The organism is Streptomyces sp. TG1A-8, assembly GCF_030499535.1.
In the GTDB taxonomy this organism is placed as follows: domain Bacteria; phylum Actinomycetota; class Actinomycetes; order Streptomycetales; family Streptomycetaceae; genus Streptomyces.
On the sequence record NZ_JASTLB010000001.1, the window covers coordinates 6,176,597 to 6,199,614 of the forward strand.

The window sequence follows — 23,018 nt, forward strand, 5'->3', positions numbered from 1 at the left end:
TCACAACTGGCCGACGTCGGTGACGCGCACGATCGCACGGCCCTCGGCGTCGGAGGCCGCGAGGTCGATCTCCGCGCTGATGCCCCAGTCGTGATCGCCGTTCGGATCGTCGAAGATCTGGCGGACGCGCCACAGACCGTTCTCCGGCTCCTCCTTGATGACCAGCAGCTTGGGGCCACGGGCGTCGGGGCCGGTGCCGAGGTCGTCGTACTCGTCCCAGTACTTGTCCATCGCCTCGCCCCACGCCTCGGCGTCCCAGCCGGACTCGGCGTCCATCTCGCCGAGTTCCCCGACCTGGTCCAGCGCGGCCAGTTCCACGCGGCGGAACAGGGCGTTGCGCACCAGCACCCGGAAGGCGCGCGCATTGGTGGTGACCGGCTTGACCTCGTCGGCCCTCTCCTGGGCCTCCTCGACGGTCATCTCCTCCGGGTTGGCCAGCTGCTCCCACTCGTCCAGCAGGCTGGAGTCCACCTGGCGGACCATCTCGCCGAGCCATTCGATCAGGTCCTGCAGGTCATCGGACTTCAGGTCGTCCGGAATGGTGTGGTCGAGGGTCTTGTAGGCACCGGCGAGGTAGCGCAGCACGATGCCCTCGGTGCGGGCCAGCTCGTAGAAGGACACCAGCTCCGTGAACGACAGCGCTCGTTCGTACATGTCACGGACGACCGACTTCGGCGAGAGCGGGTGGTCGCCGACCCACGGGTGGCTCTTGCGGTAGGTGTTGTACGCGTGGAAGAGCAGTTCCTCCAGCGGCTTCGGGTAGGTGATGCCCTGGAGGCGCTCCATACGCTCCTCGTACTCGACCCCGTCCGCCTTCATCGCGGCGACGGCCTCACCACGGGCCTTGTTCTGCTGGGCGGCCAGGATCTGCCGCGGGTCGTCCAGCGTGGACTCCACCACGGACACCATGTCGAGGGCGTAGGACGGCGACTCCGGGTCGAGGAGTTCGAACGCGGCGAGTGCGAAGGTGGACAGCGGCTGGTTGAGCGCGAAGTCCTGCTGGAGGTCGACCGTGAGCCGCGCGATGCGGCCTTCGGCGTCGGGCTTGTCGAGTTTCTCCACGATCCCGCCGTCCAGCAGCGAACGGTAGATCGCGATCGCGCGCCGGATGTGCCGGAGCTGCTGCTTGCGGGGCTCGTGGTTGTCCTCCAGGAGATGGCGCATGGCCTCGAAGGCGTTGCCCGGCCGGGCGATGACCGACAGCAGCATCGTGTGCGTGACCCGGAACCGCGAGGTCAGCGGCTCCGGCTCGGAGACGATCAGCTTGTCGAAGGTGTTCTCCGTCCAGCCGACGAAGCCCTCCGGTGCCTTCTTGCGCACCACCTTGCGCCGCTTCTTGGGGTCGTCGCCCGCCTTCGCGAGGGCCTTCTCGTTCTCGATCACATGCTCGGGCGCCTGCGCGACGACGAGTCCCGCCGTGTCGAAGCCGGCCCGCCCGGCCCGGCCCGCGATCTGGTGGAACTCGCGGGCGCGCAGGGTGCGCACCCGGCTGCCGTCGTACTTGGTCAGGGCCGTGAACAGGACGGTCCGGATGGGCACGTTGACCCCCACACCGAGCGTGTCCGTGCCGCAGATGACCTTCAGCAGGCCGGCCTGGGCCAGCTTCTCCACCAGGCGCCGGTACTTGGGCAGCATCCCGGCGTGGTGGACGCCGATGCCGTGGCGGACGTAACGGGAGAGGTTGCGGCCGAACTTGGTGGTGAAGCGGAAGTTGCCGATCAGCTCGGCGATCCGGTCCTTCTCCTCGCGCGAGCACATGTTGATGCTCATCAGCGCCTGCGCCCGCTCCACGGCCTGCGCCTGGGTGAAGTGCACGATGTAGACGGGAGCCTGCCGGCTCTCCAGCAGCTCGGTGAGGGTCTCGGTGAGCGGGGTGAGCCGGTACTCGTAGGAGAGGGGCACCGGGCGGGTGGCCGATCGGACCACCGAGGTCGGGCGGCCGGTGCGGCGGCTGAGGTCCTTCTCGAAGAAGGACACGTCACCCAGGGTCGCCGACATCAGGATGAACTGAGCCTGCGGGAGTTCCAGCAGCGGGATCTGCCACGCCCAGCCGCGGTCGCCCTCCGCGTAGAAGTGGAACTCGTCCATCACGACCTGGCCGACGTCGGCGTGCTTGCCGTCGCGCAGCGCGATGGACGCCAGCACCTCGGCGGTGCAGCAGATCACGGGAGCATCGGCGTTCACGGAGGCGTCGCCGGTGAGCATGCCGACGTTCTCGGTGCCGAAGAGCTTGCACAGCTCGAAGAACTTCTCCGACACCAACGCTTTGATGGGAGCCGTGTAGAAGGTGACCTCGTCGCGGGCCAGCGCGGCGAAGTGGGCGCCCGCGGCGATCATGCTCTTGCCGGAACCGGTGGGCGTCGAAACGATCACGTTCGCCCCGGAGACCACCTCGATCAGCGCCTCCTCCTGGTGGGGGTAGAGCGTGAGACCGCGCTCCTGGGCCCACGACTCGAAGGCTTCGTACAGGGCGTCGGGGTCGGCGGTCGGCGGCAGCTGATCGATGAGGGTCACGCCCCCATCTTGCCTGGCCTTCTCCCCCGGAAGGGAATCGGCTGCGAGCACGAAGATCATGGCAGCTACGCTGTGTCGCCGGCGGAGGGCCGGTGCGCCGGGCCAACTGGACAGCGGCACACGAGGAATGGGGCGGGAAGCGGCCATGATGGGACCAGCACACTCACTGTCGGGGGCCGCTGCCTGGCTGGGCGTCGGGGCGGCAGCCACCGCGGCCGGTCACCCGATGCCCTGGCCGGTTCTGCTCGCCGGCTCCCTGATCTGTGCCGGTGCCGCACTCGCCCCGGACCTCGACCACAAGGCGGCCACCATCTCCCGGGCCTTCGGCCCGCTCTCGCGCTGGATCTGCGAGATAGTCGACAAGCTGTCGTACGCCGTCTACAAGGCGACCAGGAAACAGGGCGACCCGCGCCGCTCCGGCGGGCACCGCACCCTCACCCACACCTGGCTGTGGGCGGTCCTCATCGGCGCGGGCTGCTCGGCGGCAGCGATCACCGGGGGCCGCTGGGCGGTGCTGGCGATCCTGTTCGCGCATTTGGTGCTGGCCATCGAGGGCCTGTTGTGGCGGGCCGCCCGGGGCTCCAGCAGCGACGTCCTGGTCTGGCTGCTCGCGGCGACCAGTGCGTGGATCCTCGCCGGTGTCCTGGACAAGCCGGGCAACGGCTCCCACTGGCTGTTCACCGCGCCGGGGCAGCAGTACCTGTGGCTGGGACTGCCGATCGTGCTCGGCGCGCTGGTGCACGACATCGGGGACGCGCTGACGGTGTCGGGCTGCCCGATCCTGTGGCCGATTCCGGTGGGCCGCAAGCGCTGGTACCCGCTGGGGCCGCCGAAGGCGATGCGGTTCCGCGCGGGCAGCTGGGTCGAGCTGAGGGTGCTGATGCCCGTGTTCATGCTGCTCGGCGGAGTGGGCTGCGCGGCGGCCCTCAACGTGATCTGACACCTCCCTCCCCGTCAGGTCGTCTCGTCCGCGCCCGCACCGCCGTACCGGCGTTCGAACCGGGCGACCCGGCCCTCGGTGTCCACCGTGCGGGACTTGCCCGTGTAGAAGGGGTGGCTCTCGGAGGAGATCTCGACGTCGATCACCGGGTAGGTTTCGCCGTCGTCCCACTCGATCGACTGCTCGCTGCGCGCGGTGGACCGGGTGAGGAACGCGTAACCGGCGGCGCGGTCGCGGAAGACCACGGGGTGGTAGTCGGGGTGTTTGTCCTGCTGCATGGCGGCTCCTCGTACGGGGCGGTCGGGCAGGGGGCGTCCGGTTCAGCCGGGGAGCGAGTCCTCGTCGACGACGTGCACGGCGGCTTCCTCGGCGGAGGCCGCCGCGCCGTCGATGCCGACATCGGTGGCGACAAGAGCGCTCTCCTCGTCCTCGTGCACCCCCTCGTCGGGCGCGACCAGGCGGCCGGAACGGACATCGCCGACCTCGTTGTCCAGGAGTTCCCCGTCGGTGCCGTCGCAGTCACCCAGGCCGTCCCCGCCGACGGCGGCGACGTCGGGCAGTTCCTCGGCGAGGCGCTGGTCCAGCGTCTCCCCGGTCAGGCGTTCACGAGCCGTCACTCCGGTGTGCTCCACCGCCCAGGGGCGTTCGGGCGGGGACCAGCCGCGGTCGAGAGGGTTGTCGACGCCGTCGGCATCCAGCGTGTCCTCCAAGTCGAGCACCCCCGAGTCCTCCGCGATCTCCGAGGGATCGGGCTGGTAGACGTCGTCCCCCCATCCGGCGGCGCTGTTCACGGGTACCTCCAGGTGGTGAGGACGGCCTCGCGCCCCCGCGAGGGGCGGCGGGCCGCCGGCGTGCCCGGCGGGCGGTACACGCCACGCGTGGGTGGCGGTCGCGAGGCGCTCCACGGGCCGGTGCCGCCTTCCACCCTTCCACCCCGGCTCGGGACCGCGCAACGGCACGCCACCCGCCCCCGTCCCGCACACCGAGGCGCGGACGCGCCCGTGCGCGCTTGCCGGAGCCTGCCCGCGCGCCCCGCCGCGGTGCTCACCCACACGCCCTCACCCGTGCCAGGACCGCCACAGTGCCGCGTAGGCGCCTTCCGCCGCGACCAGGTCCCGGTGGCTGCCGAGTTCGCTGACACGGCCGTTCTCCACGACGGCGATCACGTCCGCGTCGTGGGCGGTGTGCAGGCGGTGTGCGATGGCGATCACCGTGCGGCCGTCCAGGACACGGGCCAGCGAGTGTTCCAGGTGGCGTGCCGCCCGCGGGTCGAGCAGCGAGGTCGCCTCGTCCAGGACCAGCGTGTGCGGGTCGGCCAGGACCAGCCGGGCCAGGGCGATCTGCTGGGCCTGCGCCGGGGTCAGCGCCAGTCCCCCGGATCCGACCTCGGTGTCCAGGCCGTCGTCCAGCGCACGGGCCCAGCCGTCCGCGTCCACCGCGCCGAGCGCCGCCCACAGCTCGGCGTCCTGCGCTCCGCTACGGGCCAGCAGCAGGTTGTCGCGCAGGGATCCGACGAAGACGTGGTGCTCCTGATTGACGAGGGCGACGTGGGAGCGGACGCGCTCCGCGGGCATCCGGGACAGTTCGGCGCCGCCCAGGGTGATGCGGCCGGACCGGGGCGCGTAGATGCCGGCGAGCAGCCTGCCCAGCGTGGACTTGCCGGCGCCGGAGGGGCCGACCAGGGCCACCCGGGTGCCCGGTGCGACCGCGAGGGAGACCTCGCGCAGCACGTCGACGCCCTCCCGGTAACCGAAGTGCACCCGGTCGGCGTGCACGTCGCGGCCGTCCGGGAGCAGCGAGGCGTCCCCGGCGTCCGGCTCGATGTCACGGACACCGACCAGCCGGGCCAGCGACACCTGGGCGACCTGCACCTCGTCGTACCAGCGCAGGATCAGGTTCACCGGGTCGACGAGCATCTGCGCGATGAGCGCACCCGTGGTCAGCTGGCCCACGCCGATCCAGCCGCGCAGGACGAAGGCGCCGCCGACCATGAGGGCGGAGCCGAGCACGATGACGTGGACGGCGTTGATGACGGGGAAGAGCACGGACCGCAGCCAGAGGGTGTACCGCTCCCACGCGGTCCACTCCTTGATCCGCCGCTCCGACAGGGCGATGCGGCGCCCACCCAGGCGGTGTGCCTCGATGGTGTGGCCGGCGTCCACGGTCTCGGCGAGCGCGGCGGCGACGGCGGCGTACCCGGCGGCCTCCGAGCGGTATCCGGAGGGGGCCCGCTTGAAGTACCAGCGGCAGCCCGCCACCAGCACCGGCACCGCGAGCAGCACGGCGGCCGCCAGGGGCGGGGCCGTCACGACGAGTCCGCCGAGCAGCAGCAGGGCCCACACGGCACCGATGGCCAGCTGCGGCACGGCTTCCCGCATGGCGTTGGCGAGACGGTCGATGTCGGTGGTGATGCGGGAGAGCAGGTCACCCGTTCCGGCCCGCTCCAGCACACCCGGGGGCAGCCCCACCGAGCGGACGAGGAAGTCCTCGCGCAGGTCGGCCAGCATCCGCTCGCCGAGCACCGCGCCCCGCAGGCGCACCTGCCGCACGAAGGCGGCCTGCACGACCAGCGCGAGCAGGAACAGCCCCGCCGTCAGACCGAGGTTCACGTCGCGCGTCCGGTCCGAGACGCGCTCGACGAGGCCGCCGAGCAGGTACGGGCCCACCATGGAGGCGGCGACGGCCACGGTGTTGACGGCGATGAGGAGCAGGAACGCCCGGCGGTGCCGGCGGAACAGCTCGCTCACGTAGGCGCGCACGGTGGCGCTCGCACCGACGGGCAGCGTGGTGGCGGTCGTCGGGGTCGCCGGGTCGTACGCCGGCGGCGCAACGCCGATCATGCGCTCTCCTCGATCTCTTCCAGTTCTCCGAGAGTGCCCAGCAGGGCGTCCTCGTCGGCCGCGTCCAACGTGCCCGCCGCACCGGCCCTGCCCGGGGTTTCGCGGGTACCGGTCCCGGCCGACGCGGATGCGGCGACGGCGGTGTCCCTCTCGTCCTCGGTCTCCCGCGTCACCACGGCGCGGTACCGCGGGTCGGCGTCGAGCAGTTCGCGGTGCGGGCCGACCGCCACGACCTCACCGTCATGGACGAGGGCGACCCGGTCCGCACGGTCCAGCAGAAGGGGCGAGGAGGTGAACACCACCGTCGTCCGCCCCGAGCGCAACCCGCGCAGTCCCTCCGCGATCCGGGCCTCGGTGTGCGAGTCGACCGCGGAGGTCGGCTCGTCCAGAACCAGTACCCCGGGGTCGGTGACGAGGGACCGGGCCAGCGCGAGCCGCTGTCGCTGGCCGCCCGACAGGGAGCGGCCCCGTTCGGTGATGCGGGCGTCCATCGGGTCGTCGGCGGCCAGTGAACCCTGGACCAGCGCGTCGAGGACGTCCTCGCACTGTGCGGCCGCCAGGGCGTCCTCGGCGCGTACGGCACCGGATGCGGGCACGTCGAGCAGGTCGCGCAGCGAGCCGGAGAGCAGCACCGGGTCCTTGTCCTGGACGAGGACGGCGGCGCGTGCGGAGTCGAGGGGCAGTTCGTCGAGCGGCACCCCGCCGAGCAGCACCGAGGGGCCGGGCTCGGTGGGATGGCCGCCCAGCCGTTCCGCGAGCCGCCCGGCCGCGTCCGGGTCGCCGCAGACCACGGCCGTGAACCGGCCGGCGGCGGCGAGTAGACCGGTGAGGGGGTCGTACAGGTCGCCGTCGGGCACGGCGGCTTCCCGGGAGCCGCCGGTGTCCGTGGCCCGCTCCAGTGACAGCACGCGCGCGGCCCGCCGGGCCGAGGGACGCGAGAAGGAGTACGCCATCGCGATTTCCTCGAAGTGCCGCAGTGGGTAGTTGAGGACCATGACCGCGCTGTAGACCGTGACGAGTTCGCCGACCGTGATGCGGCCCTGACGGGCCAGGTGGATGCCGTGCCAGACGACCGCGATCAGCAGCAGCCCGGGCAGCAGTACCTGTATCGCGGAGATCAGCGACCACATCCGGGCGCTGCGCACGGCCGCGTGGCGTACCTCCTGCGAGGCGTGGCGGTAGCGGTCGAGGAAGAGTTCCTCGCCGCCGATGCCGCGCAGCACGCGCAGTCCGGCGACGGTGTCCGAGGCCAGCTCGGTGGCGCGGCCGGCCTTCTCGCGCTGGACGTCGGCGCGGCGGGTCGCCCGGGGCAGCAGGGGCAGCACCGCGAGCGCCACGACCGGCAGGCCCACGGCGACGACCACGCCGAGGGCCGGCTGGTAGGCGAGCAGGCCCACGCAGACCACGACGACGGTCAGGGCGGCGGCGGTGAACCGGGACAGGGCCTCGACGAACCAGCCGATCCTCTCCACGTCCCCGGTGGAGACGGCCACCACCTCACCGGCCGCGACCCGCCGGGTCAGCGCGGAGCCCAGCTGGGCCGCCCTGCGTGCCAGCAACTGCTGGACCCGGGCGGCGGCCGTGATCCAGTTGGTGACCGCCGCCCGGTGCAGGAACGCGTCCCCGACGGCGATGCCCGTGCCGCACACCAGCAGCAGGACACCCGTCAGGGCGAGCCGGGTGCCGGAGCGGTCGACGACCGCCTGGACGGCCAGACCGACGCAGAAGGGAAGCGCGGAGACCGAGACGAAGTGCAGTACGCCCCAGGCCAGTGACCTGATCTGTCCGCCCAGCTGGTTGCGCCAGAGCCACCACAGGAAGCGAGGGCCCGAACGCACGTCCGGCACGCCCGGGTCGGGGTACGGAAGGTCTTGAATCTGCATGACGTCCCAGGGGCTCGTGTCAGGGAGAGGGGGAGGGGGAGGGCGGCAACAAGCCGTGCAAGGGTCGCGTCGCCCGGCGGTGAATTTCAAACGGTTTTTCCTGGCGCCGTCGCGATCCACCGGCTTCCGGCCAGGGCCACCGGCTCCGGGCCGGTGCGGCCGTCTTGCGCGCCGTCGGCCGGGACGGGCGGTCGCGCTGCGGCCCCGTGGTCCGGCACGGCGAACATTCATCATCCGAAACGGTGAATGTCCGGAAGATCGCACAATCGATGGGAACATGATGCCACCATGGCCGGGTGAAGATCGACAGTGTGCGCCGCAGGACGGTCGCGGTGATGGCCCTGGGAACCCTCCTCTCGACCCTCTCCGGGTGCGGCGGCCCGGCCCACCCCGGCAGCGCGTCCGGCCCCCGCGGCCGGATCGCCGGGAGCCCGTCCGCGCCGGCCGTTCCGGCACCGGAGCCGACGCGCGTGCCGGGTATCGGCGACCGTGTGCACCGGCGGATCCCCGCCGGCTCGAGCCAGGTCGTGGCCGTGTACGGGGAGGGCAGGGATTCGGCCGACTCCACGGTCGTGCTGTACACCCGGCGCGGTGCCGAGTGGCGTCCGGCGGGCAGTTGGCCCGCCCACAACGGCCGGAAGGGCTGGACTAGCGATCACCGGATGGGGGACGAGCGCAGCCCGATCGGCGTGTTCACCCTCTCCGCCGCGGGCGGCGTGCTCGCGGACCCGGGCGCCAGGCTCCCGTACGACCAGGACGAGAACGCCTACGCACCCCCGGACGCCTGGGACAGGGCGCACCAGCACGACTTCGACTACGTCATCGCCATCGACTACAACCGGCTCCCGGGCACCCCGCCGCACGACGGCACCCTCCCCCTGGGCGAGGAGAAGGGCGGTGGCATCTGGCTGCACCTGGACCACGGCGGCGGCACCTCCGCCTGTGTCAGCGTCTCCCGGGAGGCCATGCGATACCTGCTGCGCACGCTCGACCCCGCCCGGCACCCGGTGATCGTCATGGGTGACCGGCGGACACTGCACGCCTGATGCCGCACCCGCACGGCGGTCCCCGGCCCGCCGCTTGCCGTCCCGGCCGTCTTCGGTCCGGCCGGGGCGGGCCTCGTTGCGGGGCGGTGCCGTCCGCCCGTGGAGCACCGCCCATGGGACGACGGATGGCCATGCTCATGCTCGCCGGGGCGAACCTCCTGATGGGCGCGTCCTTCGGTACCGGGGCCGCCGCGCAGGCCGCCGACGTCCCCGGCGGGTCCGGCACCGACTGGCGCGACCCGGTGACCGCGGCGCCGCCCGCAGGCCTGCCCCATGCCAAGTCCTGCCGGATCGCCCTCGCGCGGACCCGGTTCCGGGGCCACCTCCGCCGGGCACCGGGCGGCCTCGTCGACTCCCCGGCGTACACGCCCGGTGCGGACAAGCGCGTCGACGCCGCGGCCGGACACCCTCCTCGTCCGTCCCGGCCGCCTCGACACCTCGCGCGGCCGCCCGGCCACCACCGTCACCCGCACCCTCGCGAACACCTCGGGCGCCGCTGGACCGGCGGAGAGGACACGCACGGGCCGAGGCGACCGGGACGGACGACGAGGGTGTCACCGCCGGCGGACACGACCCCGCCGTGCGGACCGCGCACACGCGCCGCGCCCGCACGATGGACGGGGCCGCGGCCGTCGGTACGGCTCGGACGGCTGCCGCGACCGCTCGCCGGCCACCGTGCGGGGCGTGCCGACGCAGGGCCGCGGCCGCTGCTGGGGGACGTCCGCACGCGCTCCCCGCTCCGCCTTCGCGGCGCGGGAGCGCGTGCGCGTCTCAGCAGCGCTTGGACACCTCCGTGTCGACCAGCGTGTCCAGCAGGACCCCGAGCACCGCGCGCTCCTTCTCCGTGAGCGGGGCGAGTATCTCCTCGGCCGCGGACCGGCGCGCCCCGCGCAGCTCCCGCAGGGTCGCGCGTCCCTCGTCCGTCAGCTCGATCCGGGTCACCCGGCGGTTCGCCGGGTCCGCCACGCGCCGCACCATGCCGCTGGCCTCCAGTCCGTCGACCAGGGTGGTCACGGCCCGCGGTACCACCTCCAGGCGCTCGGCCAGGTCCGCCATGCGCGGGGGCGAGCCGTAGTGCGCGAGGGTGCGCAGCAGCCGGGACTGGGCGGGGGTGACGCCCAGGTCGCGCTGTTCGAGGTGGTGCTTCTGGATCCGGTGCACCCGGCGGGTGAGCCGCAGCAACTGCTCGGCGAGCAGGCTGTCGGGATCGGGGGTGGTCATGCGGGAACAATATCAGGATGCCGTTCATTGTGAGCATAGGTAACAATGAGCTAGGATCCGTCAGCCACCGCCGGTCCGCCCCGCACCGGCACCCGTCCGTCTCCGTAGGAGCCCATGCACCCCGACCGCGAACCCTCCTGGACCCCACCTCCCGACGCGGGAGAACAGCCCCGGCAGGTGCGCCGCATCCTGAAGCTCTTCCGTCCCTACCGCGCGCGGCTCGCCGTCGTCGGCCTGCTGGTCGGTGCCTCCTCGCTGGTCTCGGTGGCCACGCCGTTCCTCCTCAGGGAGATCCTGGACGTCGCGATCCCCGACGGCCGGACCGGGCTGCTGAGCCTGCTGGCTCTCGGCATGATCCTCAGCGCGGTCCTCTCCAGCGTCTTCGGCGTGCTGCAGACGCTGATCTCGACCACCGTGGGCCAGCGCGTCATGCACGACCTGCGCACGGCCGTCTACGGCCGCCTGCAGCGCATGTCGCTCGCCTTCTTCACCCGCACCCGCACCGGTGAGGTGCAGTCCCGCATCGCCAACGACATCGGCGGCATGCAGGCCACCGTCACCTCCACCGCCACCTCCCTGGTCTCCAACGCGACGAGCGTCGTCGCCACGGTCGTCGCGATGGCCGCACTCGACTGGCGGCTGACGGTCGTCTCGCTGCTCCTGCTGCCGGCGTTCGTGTGGATCAGCCGCCGCGTCGGCAACGAACGCAAGAGGATCACCGCCCAGCGGCAGAAGCAGATGGCCGCGATGGCCGCGACGGTCACCGAGTCGCTGTCCGTCAGCGGCATCCTGCTCGGCCGCACGATGGGCCGCTCCGACTCGCTCACCGCGGGCTTCGCGCAGGAGTCCGAGCGCCTGGTCGACCTCGAGGTGCGGTCGAACATGGCCGGCCGCTGGCGCATGGCCGTGATCACGGTCGTCATGGCCGCGATGCCCGCCGTCATCTACTGGACCGCGGGTCTCGCCCTGCAGTTCGGCGGACCGAAGGTCTCGCTCGGCACGATCGTCGCCTTCGTCTCGCTCCAGCAGGGCCTGTTCCGCCCGGCCGTCAGCCTGCTGGCGACCGGCGTCCAGATCCAGACCTCCCTGGCGCTCTTCCAGCGCATCTTCGAGTACCTGGACCTGCCCGTCGACATCACCGAGCGCGAGCGTCCGGTCCGCCTCGACCGGATCAAGGGCGAAGTGCGGTTCGAGAACGTCGCGTTCCGCTACGGCGTCGAGGACGAGGACCGCGCCGTCCTCGACGGGGTCGACATCACCGTGCCCGCCGGGCGCAGCCTCGCCGTCGTCGGCCCGACCGGCGCCGGCAAGTCCACGCTCGGCTACCTGGTGCCCCGCCTCTACGACGTCACCGCCGGCCGCGTCACCCTGGACGGGGTCGACGTCCGCGACCTCGACTTCGACACCCTCGCACGCGCGGTCGGCGTCGTCTCGCAGGAGACGTACCTCTTCCACGCCACGGTCGCCGACAACCTGCGCTTCGCCAAGCCGGACGCCACCGACGAGGAACTGCACGCGGCGGCCCGGGCCGCCCAGATCCACGACCACATCGCCGCGCTGCCCGACGGCTACGACACGGTCGTCGGCGAACGCGGCCACCGCTTCTCCGGCGGCGAGAAGCAGCGCCTGGCCATAGCCCGCACCATCCTGCGCGACCCCCCGGTCCTCATCCTCGACGAGGCGACCAGCGCCCTGGACACCCGGACCGAGGCCGCCGTGCAGGAGGCCATCGACGCGCTGTCGGCCAACCGGACGACCGTCACCATCGCCCACCGGCTGTCCACCGTCCGCGGCGCCGACCAGATCGTGGTCCTGGACTCCGGACGGGTCGCCGAGCGCGGCACGCACGAGGAACTGCTGGAGCGGGGCGGGCGGTACGCGGCCCTGGTGCGCCGGGACGCACAACTGGCGCCGACGAGTTGACGATATGCCGGGTTTGTGGGCGTACGCGTATTACCGTGCCCGCATGCAGATCAACTTTCCGCCGCGGAGCACGATGCGGCTGACGCGCCGGGGCAAGCTCGTCCTCGCCGTGGCCGGCGCCGTCCTGGCCGGCACCGCCGCGGCGGTGCCGCTGCTGGGTCCGGGAGACGGCCACGGGGAGGCGAAGCCCCCCGCGCTGGTCGTCCCGGACGGCTGGCGCGCCGGCCAGGTCTACGACGCCGTCGACAAAGCCCTGGCACTGCCCGCGGGCAGCACCCGCAAGTCCGTCGGCAAGGCCGGCCTGAAGCTGCCGAACGACGCCGCGGGCAACCCGGAGGGCTACCTCTTCCCGGCGACGTACCCCCTCACCAGGGGAGTCACGCCGGAGGCGCTGCTGGGGTCGATGGTCGACACCGCCAACAAGAGGTTCGGCCCGGCACCGGTCGCCGCGGGAGCGCAGCGCGACGGCCTCAACGGCTACCAGACCGTCATCATCGCCAGCCTGGTCCAGGCCGAGGCCGCCGCGAAGGCCGACATGGGAAAGGTCGCCCGGGTCGTCCTCAACCGGCTGGAGCGCGGCATGCCGCTGCAACTGGACTCCACCATCAACTACGCCCTGAACCGCGGCGCCGTCCGCACCAGTCCGGACGACACCCGGATCGAGAGCGACTACAACTCCTACCAGCGCATGGGCCTGCCGCCCACGCCGATCGACAACCCGGGCGAGGACGCCCTGCGCGCCGTCCTCAACGCACCGCCGGGCGACTGGCTGTACTTCGTCACGGTCAAGCCGGGCGACACCCGCTTCACCGCCGACCACGCCGAGCACCTGCGCAACATGGCCGAGTTCGACGCGCTCCACCCGGGCACGGGCCGGCCGGGGAGCCCGGACCCCCGGCGGACCGCGGGTAGCCCGCGGCCCGTCGTGACACAGCCGCCGCGCTGAACCGCGGGGCCGTCACGCGGCGGCGGTTCCGGCGGGGCCCGGCGCCGGCAGCCGCCCGATGTCCCGCACGGCCGCGCGCCCGGCCCGGTTGGCGCCGACGGTGCTGGCCGAAGGGCCGTAGCCGACCAGATGGATCCGCGGGTCGGCGACCGCGCGGGTCCCCTCGACCCGGATGCCGCCGCCCGGCTCGCGCAGTCGCAGCGGAGCGAGGTGGTCGAGAGCGGCCCGGAAGCCCGTGGCCCACAGGATGACGTCGGCCTCGACGCGTCGTCCGTCGTCCCACTCCACCCCGTCCGGGATGATCCGGTCGAACATCGGCAGCCGGTCCAGGACACCGTCCGCCAGCCCCCGCCGGACGGCGTCGTCGAGCGGCAGAGCGGTGACCGAGACCACGCTCCTCGGCGGCAGCCCCTGCCGCACCCGTTCCTCCACCAGCGCCACGGCCGCCCGGCCGGCCTCCTGGCCGAACGGGCCGTCGCGGAAGACCGGGGGCCGTCGGGTGACCCACGTGGTGGCGGCCGCGTACGGGGCGATCTCCAGCAGGTGCTGGGTGCCGGAGGCCCCGCCCCCGACGACCACCACCCGCAGTCCGGCGAACTCCTCCGGTCCGGCGTAACGCGCGGTGTGCAGCTGCCGTCCGCGGAAGGTCTCCCGGCCCGGCCGGTGCGGCCAGAACGGCCGGTCCCAGGTGCCGGTCGCGTTGATCAGTGCCCGCGCCGACCAGTTGCCCTCCGAGGTCTCCACGAGCAGTCGGCCCGCGTCCCCCTCGCGCACGGCCCGCACGTCGACGGGACGGTGGACGCGCAGGCCGAAGGCGCGCTCGTACCGGTCGAAGTAGTCGCGGACGACCTGTGCCGACGGCCGCGCCGGGTCGGCGCCGGTCAGCTCCATGCCGGGCAGGGAGTGCATCCCGTGCACCTTGTCCCAGGTCAGCGACGGCCAGCGGAACTGCCAGGCGCCACCGGGGCCGGGGGAGTGGTCGAACACCACGAAGTCGCGTTCCGGTACACAACCGGTGCGCCGCAGGTGGTAGGCGCTGGACAGGCCCGCCTGCCCAGCGCCCACCACGGCCACCCCGACCTCACGAGCTGCGTTCACGCCGGTGCCAACAGCACGGTGCGCGCGGATCTTCCCGCACGGTCAGCGCCCGCCCGCCACCGGCAGCGGCGCCCCGCCGTCCGGGACCGCACGCTCCAGCAGTCCGCGCGCGGCCAGTTCGGGGAGCACGCCCTCCCCGAACCAGTACGCCTCCTCCAGGTGCGGGTACCCGGACAGCACGAAGTGCTCGATGCCGAGGGCGTGGTACTCCTCGATCAGGTCGGCCACCTGCGCGTGGCTGCCCACCAGGGCGGTGCCCGCGCCACCCCGGACCAGGCCGACACCGGCCCACAGGTTGGGATGGATCTCCAGCCGGTCGCGGGAGCCCCCGTGCAGCTCCAGCATCCGCCGCTGCCCCACCGACTCGCTGCGCCCGAGCGCGGCCTGGGCGGCGGCGATCGTGCCGGAGTCGAGGTCGTCGAGCAGCCGGTTCGCCGTCGACCAGGCCTCGGCCGAGGAGTCCCGGGACAGGGTGTGCAGCCGGATGCCGAAGCGGACCTCGCGTCCTTCGCGCTCGGCCAGCGAACGGATCCAGTCGGCCTTCTCCTTCACCCGGGCGGGAGGCTCGCCCCAGGTCAGGTACACGTCCGCGTGCCGTGCGGCGACCGGCCCGGCCGCCGGTGAGGAGCCGCCGAAGAACAGCTGCGGCACCGGGTCCGGCGGCAGCGCGGTCAGACCGCCCCGCACCTGGTAGTGGCGGCCGTCGAAGTCGTACGGTTCGCCCCGCCACACCCCGCGGACGACCGAGAGGAACTCGTCCGTCCGTTCGTAGCGCCGGTCGTGGTCGAGGTGGTCGCCGAAGCGCTGCTGCTCGGCCGAGTCGCCCCCGGTGACCACGTTGAGCAGCAACCGCCCACGGGTCACCCGCTGGTAGGTCGCCGCCATCTGCGCGGCCAGCGTCGGTGACAGCAGCCCCGGCCGGAACGCCACCAGGAACTTCAGCCGCTCGGTGTGCTGGGCGAGTGCGGCCGTGGTCAGCCAGGCGTCCTCGCACCAGGTGCCGGTCGGCGTCAGCACCGCCTCGAAGCCCAGGTGCTCGGCGGCCTTGGCGATCTGCGCCAGGTACTCGATGTCCGGGGCCCGCACCCCGGCGGCCCGGCGCCCGTCGTTCGGCCCGTAGGCGTGCCGGTCCACCAGGGTGCGGCCGTCACCGCCCGTCGGCAGGAACCAGTGCGGTCGTACCGTCATGCCCGATCCCCCTCAGCCCTTGGCCGCGGTCGTCGACGGTGGCAGGCCGCCGTTGAACCGCGTGTCCACGAAGTCGCCGAAGTCGACCTCGCGCGGGATGAGCCCCAGCCCGGCGAAGGCGTCGGCGATCTGCTGCTCGGAGGCCACGAGCGGCTTGTCCACGGCCACCGCGACCCGGGTGGAGTTGGTGCGCTCCACCGAGGCCAGGGCCACCTCGTAGGGCAGCCCGGTGTCCTTCGCCCACACCTTGGCCCACTCCTCCTGGTGGTCGTGCACCCAGGCGGTGGCCCGGCGCAGGCGCGCCAGGTAGTCCTTCATGGCGGCGGCCTTCTTCGGGTCCCGCAACGCGCCGGGCGCGGCCACCTGGAAGGTGAGCCCGTTGGTGACACCGTCACCGGTGGTGAGCACCCGGCCCTGCCCGGCCCGCAGGACCTGTGAGGTGTACGGGTCCCACACCGCCCACGCGTCGACCTTGCCGGAGGTGAACGCGGCGAGCGCGTCGGCCGGCTGGAGGTACTTGACGTGGACGTCGGCCAGGGTCAGCCCGGCCGCCTTGAGCGAGGCGAGGAGCTGGTAGTGCGCGGAGGAACCCTGGGCCACGGCTACGGATCTGCCCTTGAGCTGGTCCGGCCGGGTCAGCGCGGAATCGTCGGGGACGAGGATCGTGTCGCCCTTGGAGGTACCGTGCCAGGCGGCCACGACCGTGATCCTCGAGCCGGCGCCGGCTGCGAAGACGGGCGGGGTGTTGCCGACGCCGCCGATGTCGACGGCCTTGGCGTTGACGGCTTCCAGCAGGGGCGGGCCGGAGGTGAACGTCGACCACTTGATCCTGTACCGCAGGTTCCCCAGTTCACCGGCGGCCCGCAGGATGGCCTCCGAACCGCCCTTCTGGTCGCCGACGTCGAGCGTGACCGGCCCCGAGCCGTCGGCGCCGGTGCCCGCGCTCGCGGCCGGGTTGCCGCCGCAGGCGGTGAGCAGGAGGACTAGGGGCAGGAGCAGCGGGGCGGGGATCAGGCGTCGGCGCATGGCATTCCGTTCATGAGCGGGGGACGGTGAGGTGATCAGGCGGCTTCGGCGGCGGTGTCGACGCCGAGCCGTTCCAGCAGTCCGGCACGCAGGGCGGCGAACCGGGGGTCGGCGATGTCGCGCGGCCGGTCGAGGTCGACGCGCTGCTCGTGGGCGATGCGCCCGTCGTCCATCACCAGGACGCGGTCGGCGAGCAGCACGGCCTCCTCGACGTCGTGCGTGACCAGCAGCACGGCGCAGCCGCGGCGCTGCCACAGCTCCCCGACGAGCCGCTGGGCCCTGATCCGGGTGAGCGCGTCGAGGGCGCCGAACGGCTCGTCGAGCAGCAGCAGGTCGGGCTCGCGCACCAGGGCGCGGGCCAGGGAGGCGCGCTGGGCCTCACCGCCGGACAGCGTCTTCGGCCAGGCGTCGGCGCGGTGGGCCAGGCCCACCTCGTCCAGCGCCCGTTCCGCGACGGTCCGCCGGGGCCTGCCCGGCAGGCCCAGCAGGACGTTGCGCCAGACCCTCTTCCACGGCATCAGCCGGGGCGCCTGGAAGGCGACGGCCCTGCGGCGGGGGACCAGGGCGCTGCCCTCGATGTCCCGGTCCAGGCCGGCCAGGATGCGCAGGAGGGTCGACTTGCCGCAGCCGCTGCGGCCGAGCAGGGCGACGAACTCGCCGGGCGCGATGTCCAGCCGCAGGTTGTCGATGACGGCACGGCCGTCGAAGGAGCGGGTCAGCCCTTCGACCCGCACGGCGCTGGGGACCCGGGCGGGGGCGGGGCTCACCGGCCGGTGAACGTCGGTCGCCATTGCAGCAGCAGCCTTTCGAGGGAGCGGACGGTGAAGTCGGCGAGCAGGCCGAGGACGGCGTAGACGATCAGGCAGACCACGATCACGTCGGTCCGCAGGAAGTCACGCGCCTGCACCATCAGGAAGCCGATGCCGGAGTCGGCGTTGACCTGTTCGGCGAAGACCAGTGCGAGCCAGGCGATGCCGAGCGAGTACCGCAGTCCCGTGAGCGCGCCGGGCAGGGCTCCGGGCAGTACCACGTGGCGCACCAGCCCCCACCGGGACAGCCCCAGCGACTCACCGGCCTCGACGAGTTGGGCGTCGGCCCCCCGGATCCCGGCGTACACGTTGAGGTAGAGGGGGAAGGTCACGCCGAGCGTGATGATCGCGGTCTTCGGTGCCTCGCCGATGCCGAACCAGATGATGAACAGCGGGATGAGACCCACGAACGGCACCGTCCGCAGCATCTGCACCGGCGCGTCCACCAGGTCCTCGCCGATCCGGAACAACCCCGAGACCAGGGCGAGTCCGGTGCCGGCCACGGTGCCGAACAGCAGTCCCGCCGCGACACGCCGGAGCGAGGTGCCCATGGCCGACGGCAGTGAACCGTCGGCGGTCAGGTCCCAGCCGACCCGGGCGATCCGGCCCGGTGACGCGAGCACGTCCGCCGTCAGCAGGCCGGTGCCGCTGAGGAACTGCCACAGTACGAGCAGCAGCAGCGGGCCGGTGGTGCGGCGCAGCCAGCGCGGGACGCGGGCCCGGCGGACGGAGGCGGGGACGAGGGGCTGAAGACCGGGGGAGGAGGGTCCGGGGCTGCCCGTTCCGGTGGCCCCGGATTGCGGCATGCCGGAAATGCCGGGCCCTGGGGAATGGGATGGGGTGTGGCTGACGCTCATGGATGCTCCACGGAGGAGGGGGCGGGGTGAGCGGACACGGCGCGCCGCCGCGTCACGCCCGCTCCAGGGGGCGGCGGACGGCGGCGTGCGGATGTGCGGCGGAACGCGCCGGGAGGGGGAAGTGCGCCGGGAGGCGAAAGAGGCGTCAGCGACCGCGGCGACACGCGGCGGAGGTCACCCGCAGCAGGTCGATGTGACCGCGCGTGGTGAGCAGGGCTGAACGCAACATGCGGGTGAAAGTAGCCAGCCGTGCGCGTGCCGGTCAACGGGCGTCTCGCCCTGTGGACCCACCGTGCCGGCGGGTGTGGAACCCCGCGTACGGGTCAGGATGGGGTCATGCCAGATGTCTTCACCACTCGGATGCTGAACGTCGCCACCGGCTCGCGGGAACGGATCGTCGACCTGACCCGCGACTGCGAGGACTTCCTGGGCGAGGCGGCGGCCGGCCGCGACGGCCTGCTGAACGTCTTCGTCCCGCACGCCACCGCCGGCATCGCCGTCATCGAAACGGGTTCCGGCAGCGACGACGACCTCCTCGCCGCCCTGCACACCCTGCTGCCCGCCGACGACCGCTGGCAGCACCGGCACGGCAGCCCGGGCCACGGGCGCGACCACGTCCTCCCGGCGATCGTCCCGCCGCACGCGACCCTCCCGGTGATCGGCGGCCGCCTGGAGCTGGGCACCTGGCAGTCGGTGTGCCTGGTCGACACCAACCGGGACAACCCCGACCGGACGGTCCGGCTGAGCTTCCTCGGCTGACACCGCGCGAGCCCGCCCCGGGACACCGGGCGGCACGGCCGCGACCCGGCGGGCGCTCCGGTCAGCGGCTCACGGCACCGTCGGCCCGTCCGGCGGGACGCCGCTCCCGGGGGCCGCGGGACGGGAGCAGCCCGAGCCGCTGGGCGCGCAGTACCGTGCCGACCCGGTCGCGGGTGCCCAGCTTGCGGTAGAGGTTCTCGACGTGCTTGTGCACCGTGCGCGTCGAGATGCCGAGGCGGCGGCCGATGGAGTCGGCGGTCAGGGCGTCCGCGAGCAGCAACAGGACGGTCGTCTCGCGCGGCGTCGGTGCGCAGTCCGCCGCCCGCTCCTGGGGCGCCCCGGCCGGGGGCAGGGACCGCCGCCACTCCTCCAGCAGCTACCGCTGCCGCTCGACGGCGGCCAGCAGCGGCTGCGCACGCCCGGCCACGGCGAGGTGGTCCTCGGTGAAGTCCGTACCGGACCGGTAGACGAGACAGCCGGTGACCGGGGTGCCGCAGTCGGGCAGCGGTACCCCGAGCACGTGATCGGCGTCCAGGACGTCGCCGAGCAGGCGGGCGGTCCGGCTGCCCGGCCAGTCGCGGCCCGCCGCCCGGTGCGCGGTGACCGGTGCCCGGTCCGGCCGGGCCGCGTGGTGCCGGGCGAAGGGGTAGCCCGCGCGCAGCAGGCCCAGCGCCGCCTCCCCGAGCCGGTCCAGTTCGGCGGCGGCGCCGGGGGCCGCCCCGACGGTGCCCCCGCTCTCGCTCCAGTCGCCCCCAGCTTGTGGATGACCGCACCGCCGCCGCACAGGTCCGTCAGGGCGGTGCCGAGCAACGGCCACGGAAGCCCCGGGTCCCGTTCGTGGAGCGCCGCGACGGCGGCCGCCGTCAGGGTACGAGTCCTACGAGAACGAGGACGCCATCTGGAAGCACATGGAGAAGACCGCCGAGGGCCAGCGCGACTGGGCGGAGGCCACCGAGCTCGTCTCCCTCGCGGCGCTCGGCCCCATCAGCCAGAAGTTCCGCGACGCCTTCACCGGCGGCGAAGGCGTGGAGTGGAAGCCCTTCCGCAGCGTCAAGCGCTGACTCCCCACACCGGCCCGGTCCCGCGCCTCCCGAGGAGCAGGACCGGGCCGCGCACGCCGGGCCGCGGCAGCGGTGTGGTGTCCGGCTGCCTGCGCATGAGCTTCACCAGGTCGGTGGCGAAGCCCCGGCCATAGCGGTCGGCGGACATCTCGTGAACGCGCTTGGCCAGAATCTCCGCGTCCTGGGCGTCGGCGGCGAACTGGCCGAGCACGGAGCCGTCCGGGCCGGGGATGGTCAGCACCGCGGCGGCCGGTCCACGGCTCGACGCCCTTGGAGACCTCGTCGAGGGCGTGTAGGGCGCACGCGAGTGCCAGCGCCGCGGCCGGAGAGCCGTCCTGCGAGGCGGTGGTGCCAGCGGCACTGATCCAGCGGCCGATCTGTTCAGCGGGCATGGCGGGACTCCGATACGGGTTGGCCGGCGGCGCTGGCCGATGTGCGGGGATGGGGCACCGTGGGCAGGGCGAAGTCGAGCCGCTTGTCCATCTCCAGCCGGAATGTGCCGTACGGGTTGATGTTCGACCAGAAGAGCGCGGTCAACCCGCGCCGGTCCTCGTCCGAGAACTTCTTCGCCCACGCGGGTTCGGCAAGAACGCGTTGAAGCAGCAGGGTGTTGATGTGGACGAGGCTGGACTGGAGCAGGTGGAGCGCGAGCATGGAGGTCTCGGCGCGCTCCTTGTCCGGGCCGGTCAGCGCGCCGTCCTTGCCGTAGTGCGGCACGGTGTTCGCGCTGTTCCAGTTCTCCACGACCTGGAGGCCGCCGTGGATCTCGCGGCGCAGGCCCGGGCTGGCGAGGTAGTCGCAGGCGAAGACGGTGCGCACGGCGCGGCCGAGTTCTTCGAGCGCGGCGTAGGTGGGGTGTTCGGGGCCGCCGCGGGTGAAGCGGCGCAGGACCTGTTCCGCCTCGGTGGTGCCCAGTCGGAGGGCGGTGGCGTACTTGACCATCTGGTCGTACTGCTGGGCGATCAGGTCCCACTTGATGGGCCGGTCGTCAGCGAGCCGCCGAGCGCCGGCCAGCCGGGTGGGGTGTCGTCCGGGCGGTACAGGCGGATGCTGCCGATGTTCTTCAGCCGGGGCAGCAGCGGAAGTTCAGCGGCTCGGTGAAGGCGAACCCGACCACGCTCGCGCCTTGCGTGTCGACGTAGTTCGACTCGATCCCGGCGTCCGTGCAGTGCCGCAAAAGCCCCTCGATCATCGCCGCGACCTCGGACGACGAACAGCTCTTGAGCTGGGAGTAGATGCGGACGTTCTTCTTCTCGACGTGCCAGCACACCATCACGCCGTTGCCGCCGTAGCGGGCGTGGTACTCGGTCATGAAGTTCGAGGACCGGGACCCGAACTTCTTCGAGTCCGACGCGCACGCGGTGCGGCCCCCGCGTCCAGCAGGGCGGCCACGGCGGCCTCGGCGGTCCCGTCGTACGTCTCGCGGGACCCGCGGGTCCCGTGCGTCGCCGTGGCGGTCATGCCGCACGCTCCTCGTCCTCGACGTCCCGCCCGGCGTACAGCGCGGCCGCCATGCGCATGCCCTCCGACCAGGCGACCGGCCCGACCTCACCGAGCCCCAGCAGGCGTCCGGCGGAATCGGCCCACACCAGCGGGCCGGTCTCCGTCTCCTCGTAACCCTCGTAGTCGCCGACCCGGACGCGGGCCTCGACGCCGCGGCCCTCCTCCAGGACGGAGCACACGGCGTGGCCGCCGCGCACCCGGTAGCCCAGCTGGACGGCCCGGCCGTGCAGGAAGCGCAGCCCCTTGAACGGGCCGCCCGCGTACTCCGCCACCTGCGTGGCCCCGGCGTCGACGGCGGCCGGGCGGTGCCAGACCTCGCGGAAGAGCTGCCGGGCGCCCTGCTCGACACCCAGTTCGACGGCGAACTCGCGCAGTTCCTCCAGGTCGTCGAGGAGCACCGGGTGCGGGATGCGGACGAGGGCGGGGGCGGCGCGGACAGTGTCGCCGTCCGGGTCGACCAGGCCGAGGCCGCGCCCGGGACCGGCGTCGCGCAGGAAGCCGGTGACCCGCCCGTCGGCGCCGGTGACGACGAGGTCGCGCAGGGCGGCCCGCCAGGCGGGGTCCGGCCACACCCGGGCGATGACGGCGAGCGGCACCGGCAAGGAGCGGACCATCCAGCGCTCCACGTCGGCCAGGCACTGCCGCTCGTGCCGCTCCAGCCACTCGGTGAGCTGCCTGAGGCCACCACCGCCGGATCGTCACCGAGTTTGGCGGGCACCGACTTCAGCCGTCGCCCGGCCGCGTTGCGGCACACCACCTTCCCGCCGTCGAGGGCCACCTCGTAGCCGCCGGCCGGTACCCACCCCGTATGTGCCTCCCCGCACACCGCGGTGATCAGGTGACGGGAACCCTAGGGGAGGCCACTGACAGCGCCGCCGCCCTCCGGCGGCGGAGGGCGGCGGACACCACGAAGGAGGGCGGAAGCCCAGGTGAACCGGGCCGATGGGGGTCAGTCCCGCGCGGTGCGCCGGTCCTGCTTCTCTTCCTTCTCCTTCTGCAGGTTCTTCACCCGCACCGCTTCCCTGCGGACCTCGGCCTGGGTGGCGCGCTCCTTCTCCAGCCACTGCGGCCGCTCCTGCTTGAGCGCCTCGATCTGCTCGGTGGTCAGCGCCTCGGTGATCCCGCCGCGCGCGAGGCCCGCGATGGACACGCCGAGCTTGGCCGCGACCACCGGGCGCGGGTGGGGGCCGTTCTGCCGCAGCTCGCGCAGCCACGCCGGCGGATCGGCCTGCAGCCCGTTCAGTTCGGCGCGCGTGACCACACCCTCCTGGAACTCGGCGGGGGTGGCGGGGAGGTACACACCCAGCTTCTTCGCCGCGGTCGCGGGCTTCATCGTCTGGGTGCTCTGCTGCGAACTCATGGGGCCAAGGGTATCGGCCGGGTGCCGGGCGGCCGACCACGGCC

General features: G+C 73.1%; 22 protein-coding genes and 2 pseudogenes. 6 read left to right on the plus strand and 18 right to left on the minus strand.

The window, feature by feature from the left end; translation table 11 throughout:
- Complete coding sequence (locus tag QQY24_RS27245; RefSeq protein WP_301975357.1) at window positions 1–2,514, minus strand: DEAD/DEAH box helicase; 2,514 nt, start codon at window positions 2,512–2,514, stop codon at window positions 1–3.
- 145 nt (window positions 2,515–2,659) lie between these two features.
- On the opposite strand from QQY24_RS27245, the gene QQY24_RS27250 reads away from it, so the two are divergent.
- Entirely contained in the window at window positions 2,660–3,454 is a 795-nt protein-coding gene (locus tag QQY24_RS27250) for a metal-dependent hydrolase (RefSeq protein WP_301975359.1), read from the plus strand.
- A gap of 14 nt (window positions 3,455–3,468) precedes the next feature.
- Here the strand turns inward: QQY24_RS27250 and QQY24_RS27255 are convergent, their stop codons facing one another.
- The 4 genes from QQY24_RS27255 to QQY24_RS27270 form a co-directional block, all read right to left on the minus strand.
- Window positions 3,469–3,732 carry a type B 50S ribosomal protein L31 gene (locus QQY24_RS27255; RefSeq protein WP_301975360.1) on the minus strand — a complete coding sequence of 88 codons (264 nt, stop codon included), beginning with the start codon at window positions 3,730–3,732 and terminating at the stop codon, window positions 3,469–3,471.
- 42 nt (window positions 3,733–3,774) lie between these two features.
- A complete protein-coding gene (locus QQY24_RS27260) occupies window positions 3,775–4,245 on the minus strand; it encodes a DUF5709 domain-containing protein (protein WP_301975361.1) in 471 nt (156 codons plus the stop codon).
- 267 nt (window positions 4,246–4,512) lie between these two features.
- Entirely contained in the window at window positions 4,513–6,294 is a 1,782-nt protein-coding gene (locus QQY24_RS27265) for an ABC transporter ATP-binding protein (RefSeq protein WP_301975363.1), read from the minus strand.
- Complete coding sequence (locus tag QQY24_RS27270) at window positions 6,291–8,177, minus strand: ABC transporter ATP-binding protein (RefSeq protein WP_301975364.1); 1,887 nt, start codon at window positions 8,175–8,177, stop codon at window positions 6,291–6,293. Before QQY24_RS27270 ends, QQY24_RS27265 begins: the two co-directional genes overlap by 4 nt.
- A gap of 335 nt (window positions 8,178–8,512) precedes the next feature.
- On the opposite strand from QQY24_RS27270, the gene QQY24_RS27275 reads away from it, so the two are divergent.
- Window positions 8,513–9,223 carry a L,D-transpeptidase family protein gene (locus QQY24_RS27275; RefSeq protein WP_301976368.1) on the plus strand — a complete coding sequence of 237 codons (711 nt, stop codon included), beginning with the start codon at window positions 8,513–8,515 and terminating at the stop codon, window positions 9,221–9,223.
- 771 nt (window positions 9,224–9,994) lie between these two features.
- On the opposite strand, the gene QQY24_RS27280 is transcribed toward QQY24_RS27275, so the two are convergent.
- Window positions 9,995–10,444: a MarR family winged helix-turn-helix transcriptional regulator gene (locus QQY24_RS27280; protein WP_301975365.1), complete on the minus strand. Its 450-nt coding sequence runs from the start codon at window positions 10,442–10,444 to the stop codon at window positions 9,995–9,997.
- Window positions 10,445–10,558: 114 nt separating this feature from the next.
- Here QQY24_RS27280 and QQY24_RS27285 point away from each other — a divergent pair, with 114 nt between their 5' ends.
- Window positions 10,559–12,367 carry an ABC transporter ATP-binding protein gene (locus QQY24_RS27285; RefSeq protein WP_301975367.1) on the plus strand — a complete coding sequence of 603 codons (1,809 nt, stop codon included), beginning with the start codon at window positions 10,559–10,561 and terminating at the stop codon, window positions 12,365–12,367.
- A gap of 43 nt (window positions 12,368–12,410) precedes the next feature.
- Window positions 12,411–13,313, plus strand: a complete 903-nt coding sequence (gene mltG, locus QQY24_RS27290; protein ID WP_301975368.1) for an endolytic transglycosylase MltG — start codon at window positions 12,411–12,413, stop codon at window positions 13,311–13,313.
- 12 nt (window positions 13,314–13,325) lie between these two features.
- On the opposite strand, the gene QQY24_RS27295 is transcribed toward mltG, so the two are convergent.
- The 6 genes from QQY24_RS27295 to QQY24_RS34855 all read right to left on the minus strand — a co-directional run bounded on the left by QQY24_RS27295 (window position 13,326) and on the right by QQY24_RS34855 (window position 18,520).
- A complete protein-coding gene (locus tag QQY24_RS27295; RefSeq protein WP_301975369.1) occupies window positions 13,326–14,411 on the minus strand; it encodes an NAD(P)-binding domain-containing protein in 1,086 nt (361 codons plus the stop codon).
- A 42-nt stretch (window positions 14,412–14,453) separates the two neighbouring features.
- Window positions 14,454–15,599 carry an LLM class flavin-dependent oxidoreductase gene (locus tag QQY24_RS27300; RefSeq protein WP_301975370.1) on the minus strand — a complete coding sequence of 382 codons (1,146 nt, stop codon included), beginning with the start codon at window positions 15,597–15,599 and terminating at the stop codon, window positions 14,454–14,456.
- Between the two features lie 12 nt (window positions 15,600–15,611).
- On the minus strand, window positions 15,612–16,625 hold the full coding sequence (locus QQY24_RS27305; protein ID WP_301975371.1) for an ABC transporter substrate-binding protein: 1,014 nt from the start codon (window positions 16,623–16,625) through the stop codon (window positions 15,612–15,614).
- A gap of 35 nt (window positions 16,626–16,660) precedes the next feature.
- Window positions 16,661–17,416, minus strand: a complete 756-nt coding sequence (locus QQY24_RS27310) for an ABC transporter ATP-binding protein (protein ID WP_301975372.1) — start codon at window positions 17,414–17,416, stop codon at window positions 16,661–16,663.
- Window positions 17,389–18,240 (minus strand): ABC transporter permease, encoded by an 852-nt coding sequence (locus tag QQY24_RS27315; RefSeq protein WP_301975373.1) that lies wholly within the window; start codon window positions 18,238–18,240, stop codon window positions 17,389–17,391. The genes QQY24_RS27310 and QQY24_RS27315 overlap by 28 nt, the downstream gene beginning before the upstream one ends.
- Before the next feature lie 196 nt (window positions 18,241–18,436).
- Window positions 18,437–18,520: a putative leader peptide gene (locus QQY24_RS34855; protein WP_367658055.1), complete on the minus strand. Its 84-nt coding sequence runs from the start codon at window positions 18,518–18,520 to the stop codon at window positions 18,437–18,439.
- 107 nt (window positions 18,521–18,627) lie between these two features.
- On the opposite strand from QQY24_RS34855, the gene QQY24_RS27320 reads away from it, so the two are divergent.
- The gene (locus QQY24_RS27320; RefSeq protein WP_301975374.1) at window positions 18,628–19,050 is read left to right on the plus strand and encodes a secondary thiamine-phosphate synthase enzyme YjbQ; all 423 of its coding nucleotides are present in this window, start codon (window positions 18,628–18,630) and stop codon (window positions 19,048–19,050) included.
- Between the two features lie 61 nt (window positions 19,051–19,111).
- On the opposite strand, the gene QQY24_RS34860 is transcribed toward QQY24_RS27320, so the two are convergent.
- Together QQY24_RS34860 and QQY24_RS34865 are read right to left on the minus strand one after the other, a co-directional pair.
- Entirely contained in the window at window positions 19,112–19,330 is a 219-nt protein-coding gene (locus QQY24_RS34860; RefSeq protein ID WP_367658021.1) for a response regulator transcription factor, read from the minus strand.
- Between the two features lie 96 nt (window positions 19,331–19,426).
- On the minus strand, window positions 19,427–19,834 hold the full coding sequence (locus tag QQY24_RS34865; RefSeq protein ID WP_367658022.1) for a hypothetical protein: 408 nt from the start codon (window positions 19,832–19,834) through the stop codon (window positions 19,427–19,429).
- 124 nt (window positions 19,835–19,958) lie between these two features.
- Here QQY24_RS34865 and QQY24_RS27330 point away from each other — a divergent pair, with 124 nt between their 5' ends.
- A complete protein-coding gene (locus QQY24_RS27330) occupies window positions 19,959–20,111 on the plus strand; it encodes a hypothetical protein (RefSeq protein ID WP_301975375.1) in 153 nt (50 codons plus the stop codon).
- Here QQY24_RS27330 and QQY24_RS27335 read toward each other — a convergent pair.
- The 4 genes and pseudogenes from QQY24_RS27335 to QQY24_RS27350 form a co-directional block, all read right to left on the minus strand.
- Window positions 20,101–20,352, minus strand: a complete 252-nt coding sequence (locus QQY24_RS27335; protein ID WP_301975376.1) for a hypothetical protein — start codon at window positions 20,350–20,352, stop codon at window positions 20,101–20,103. The two genes, QQY24_RS27330 and QQY24_RS27335, sit on opposite strands and share 11 nt — an antisense overlap.
- Before the next feature lie 140 nt (window positions 20,353–20,492).
- Window positions 20,493–21,480, minus strand: a pseudogene (locus QQY24_RS27340) (Tn3 family transposase); the annotation flags it as partial.
- A gap of 88 nt (window positions 21,481–21,568) precedes the next feature.
- Window positions 21,569–22,440: pseudogene (locus QQY24_RS27345) on the minus strand (DUF4132 domain-containing protein).
- Between the two features lie 123 nt (window positions 22,441–22,563).
- Window positions 22,564–22,974 carry a DUF5997 family protein gene (locus QQY24_RS27350; protein ID WP_301975377.1) on the minus strand — a complete coding sequence of 137 codons (411 nt, stop codon included), beginning with the start codon at window positions 22,972–22,974 and terminating at the stop codon, window positions 22,564–22,566.
- Window positions 22,975–23,018 lie beyond the last annotated feature (44 nt).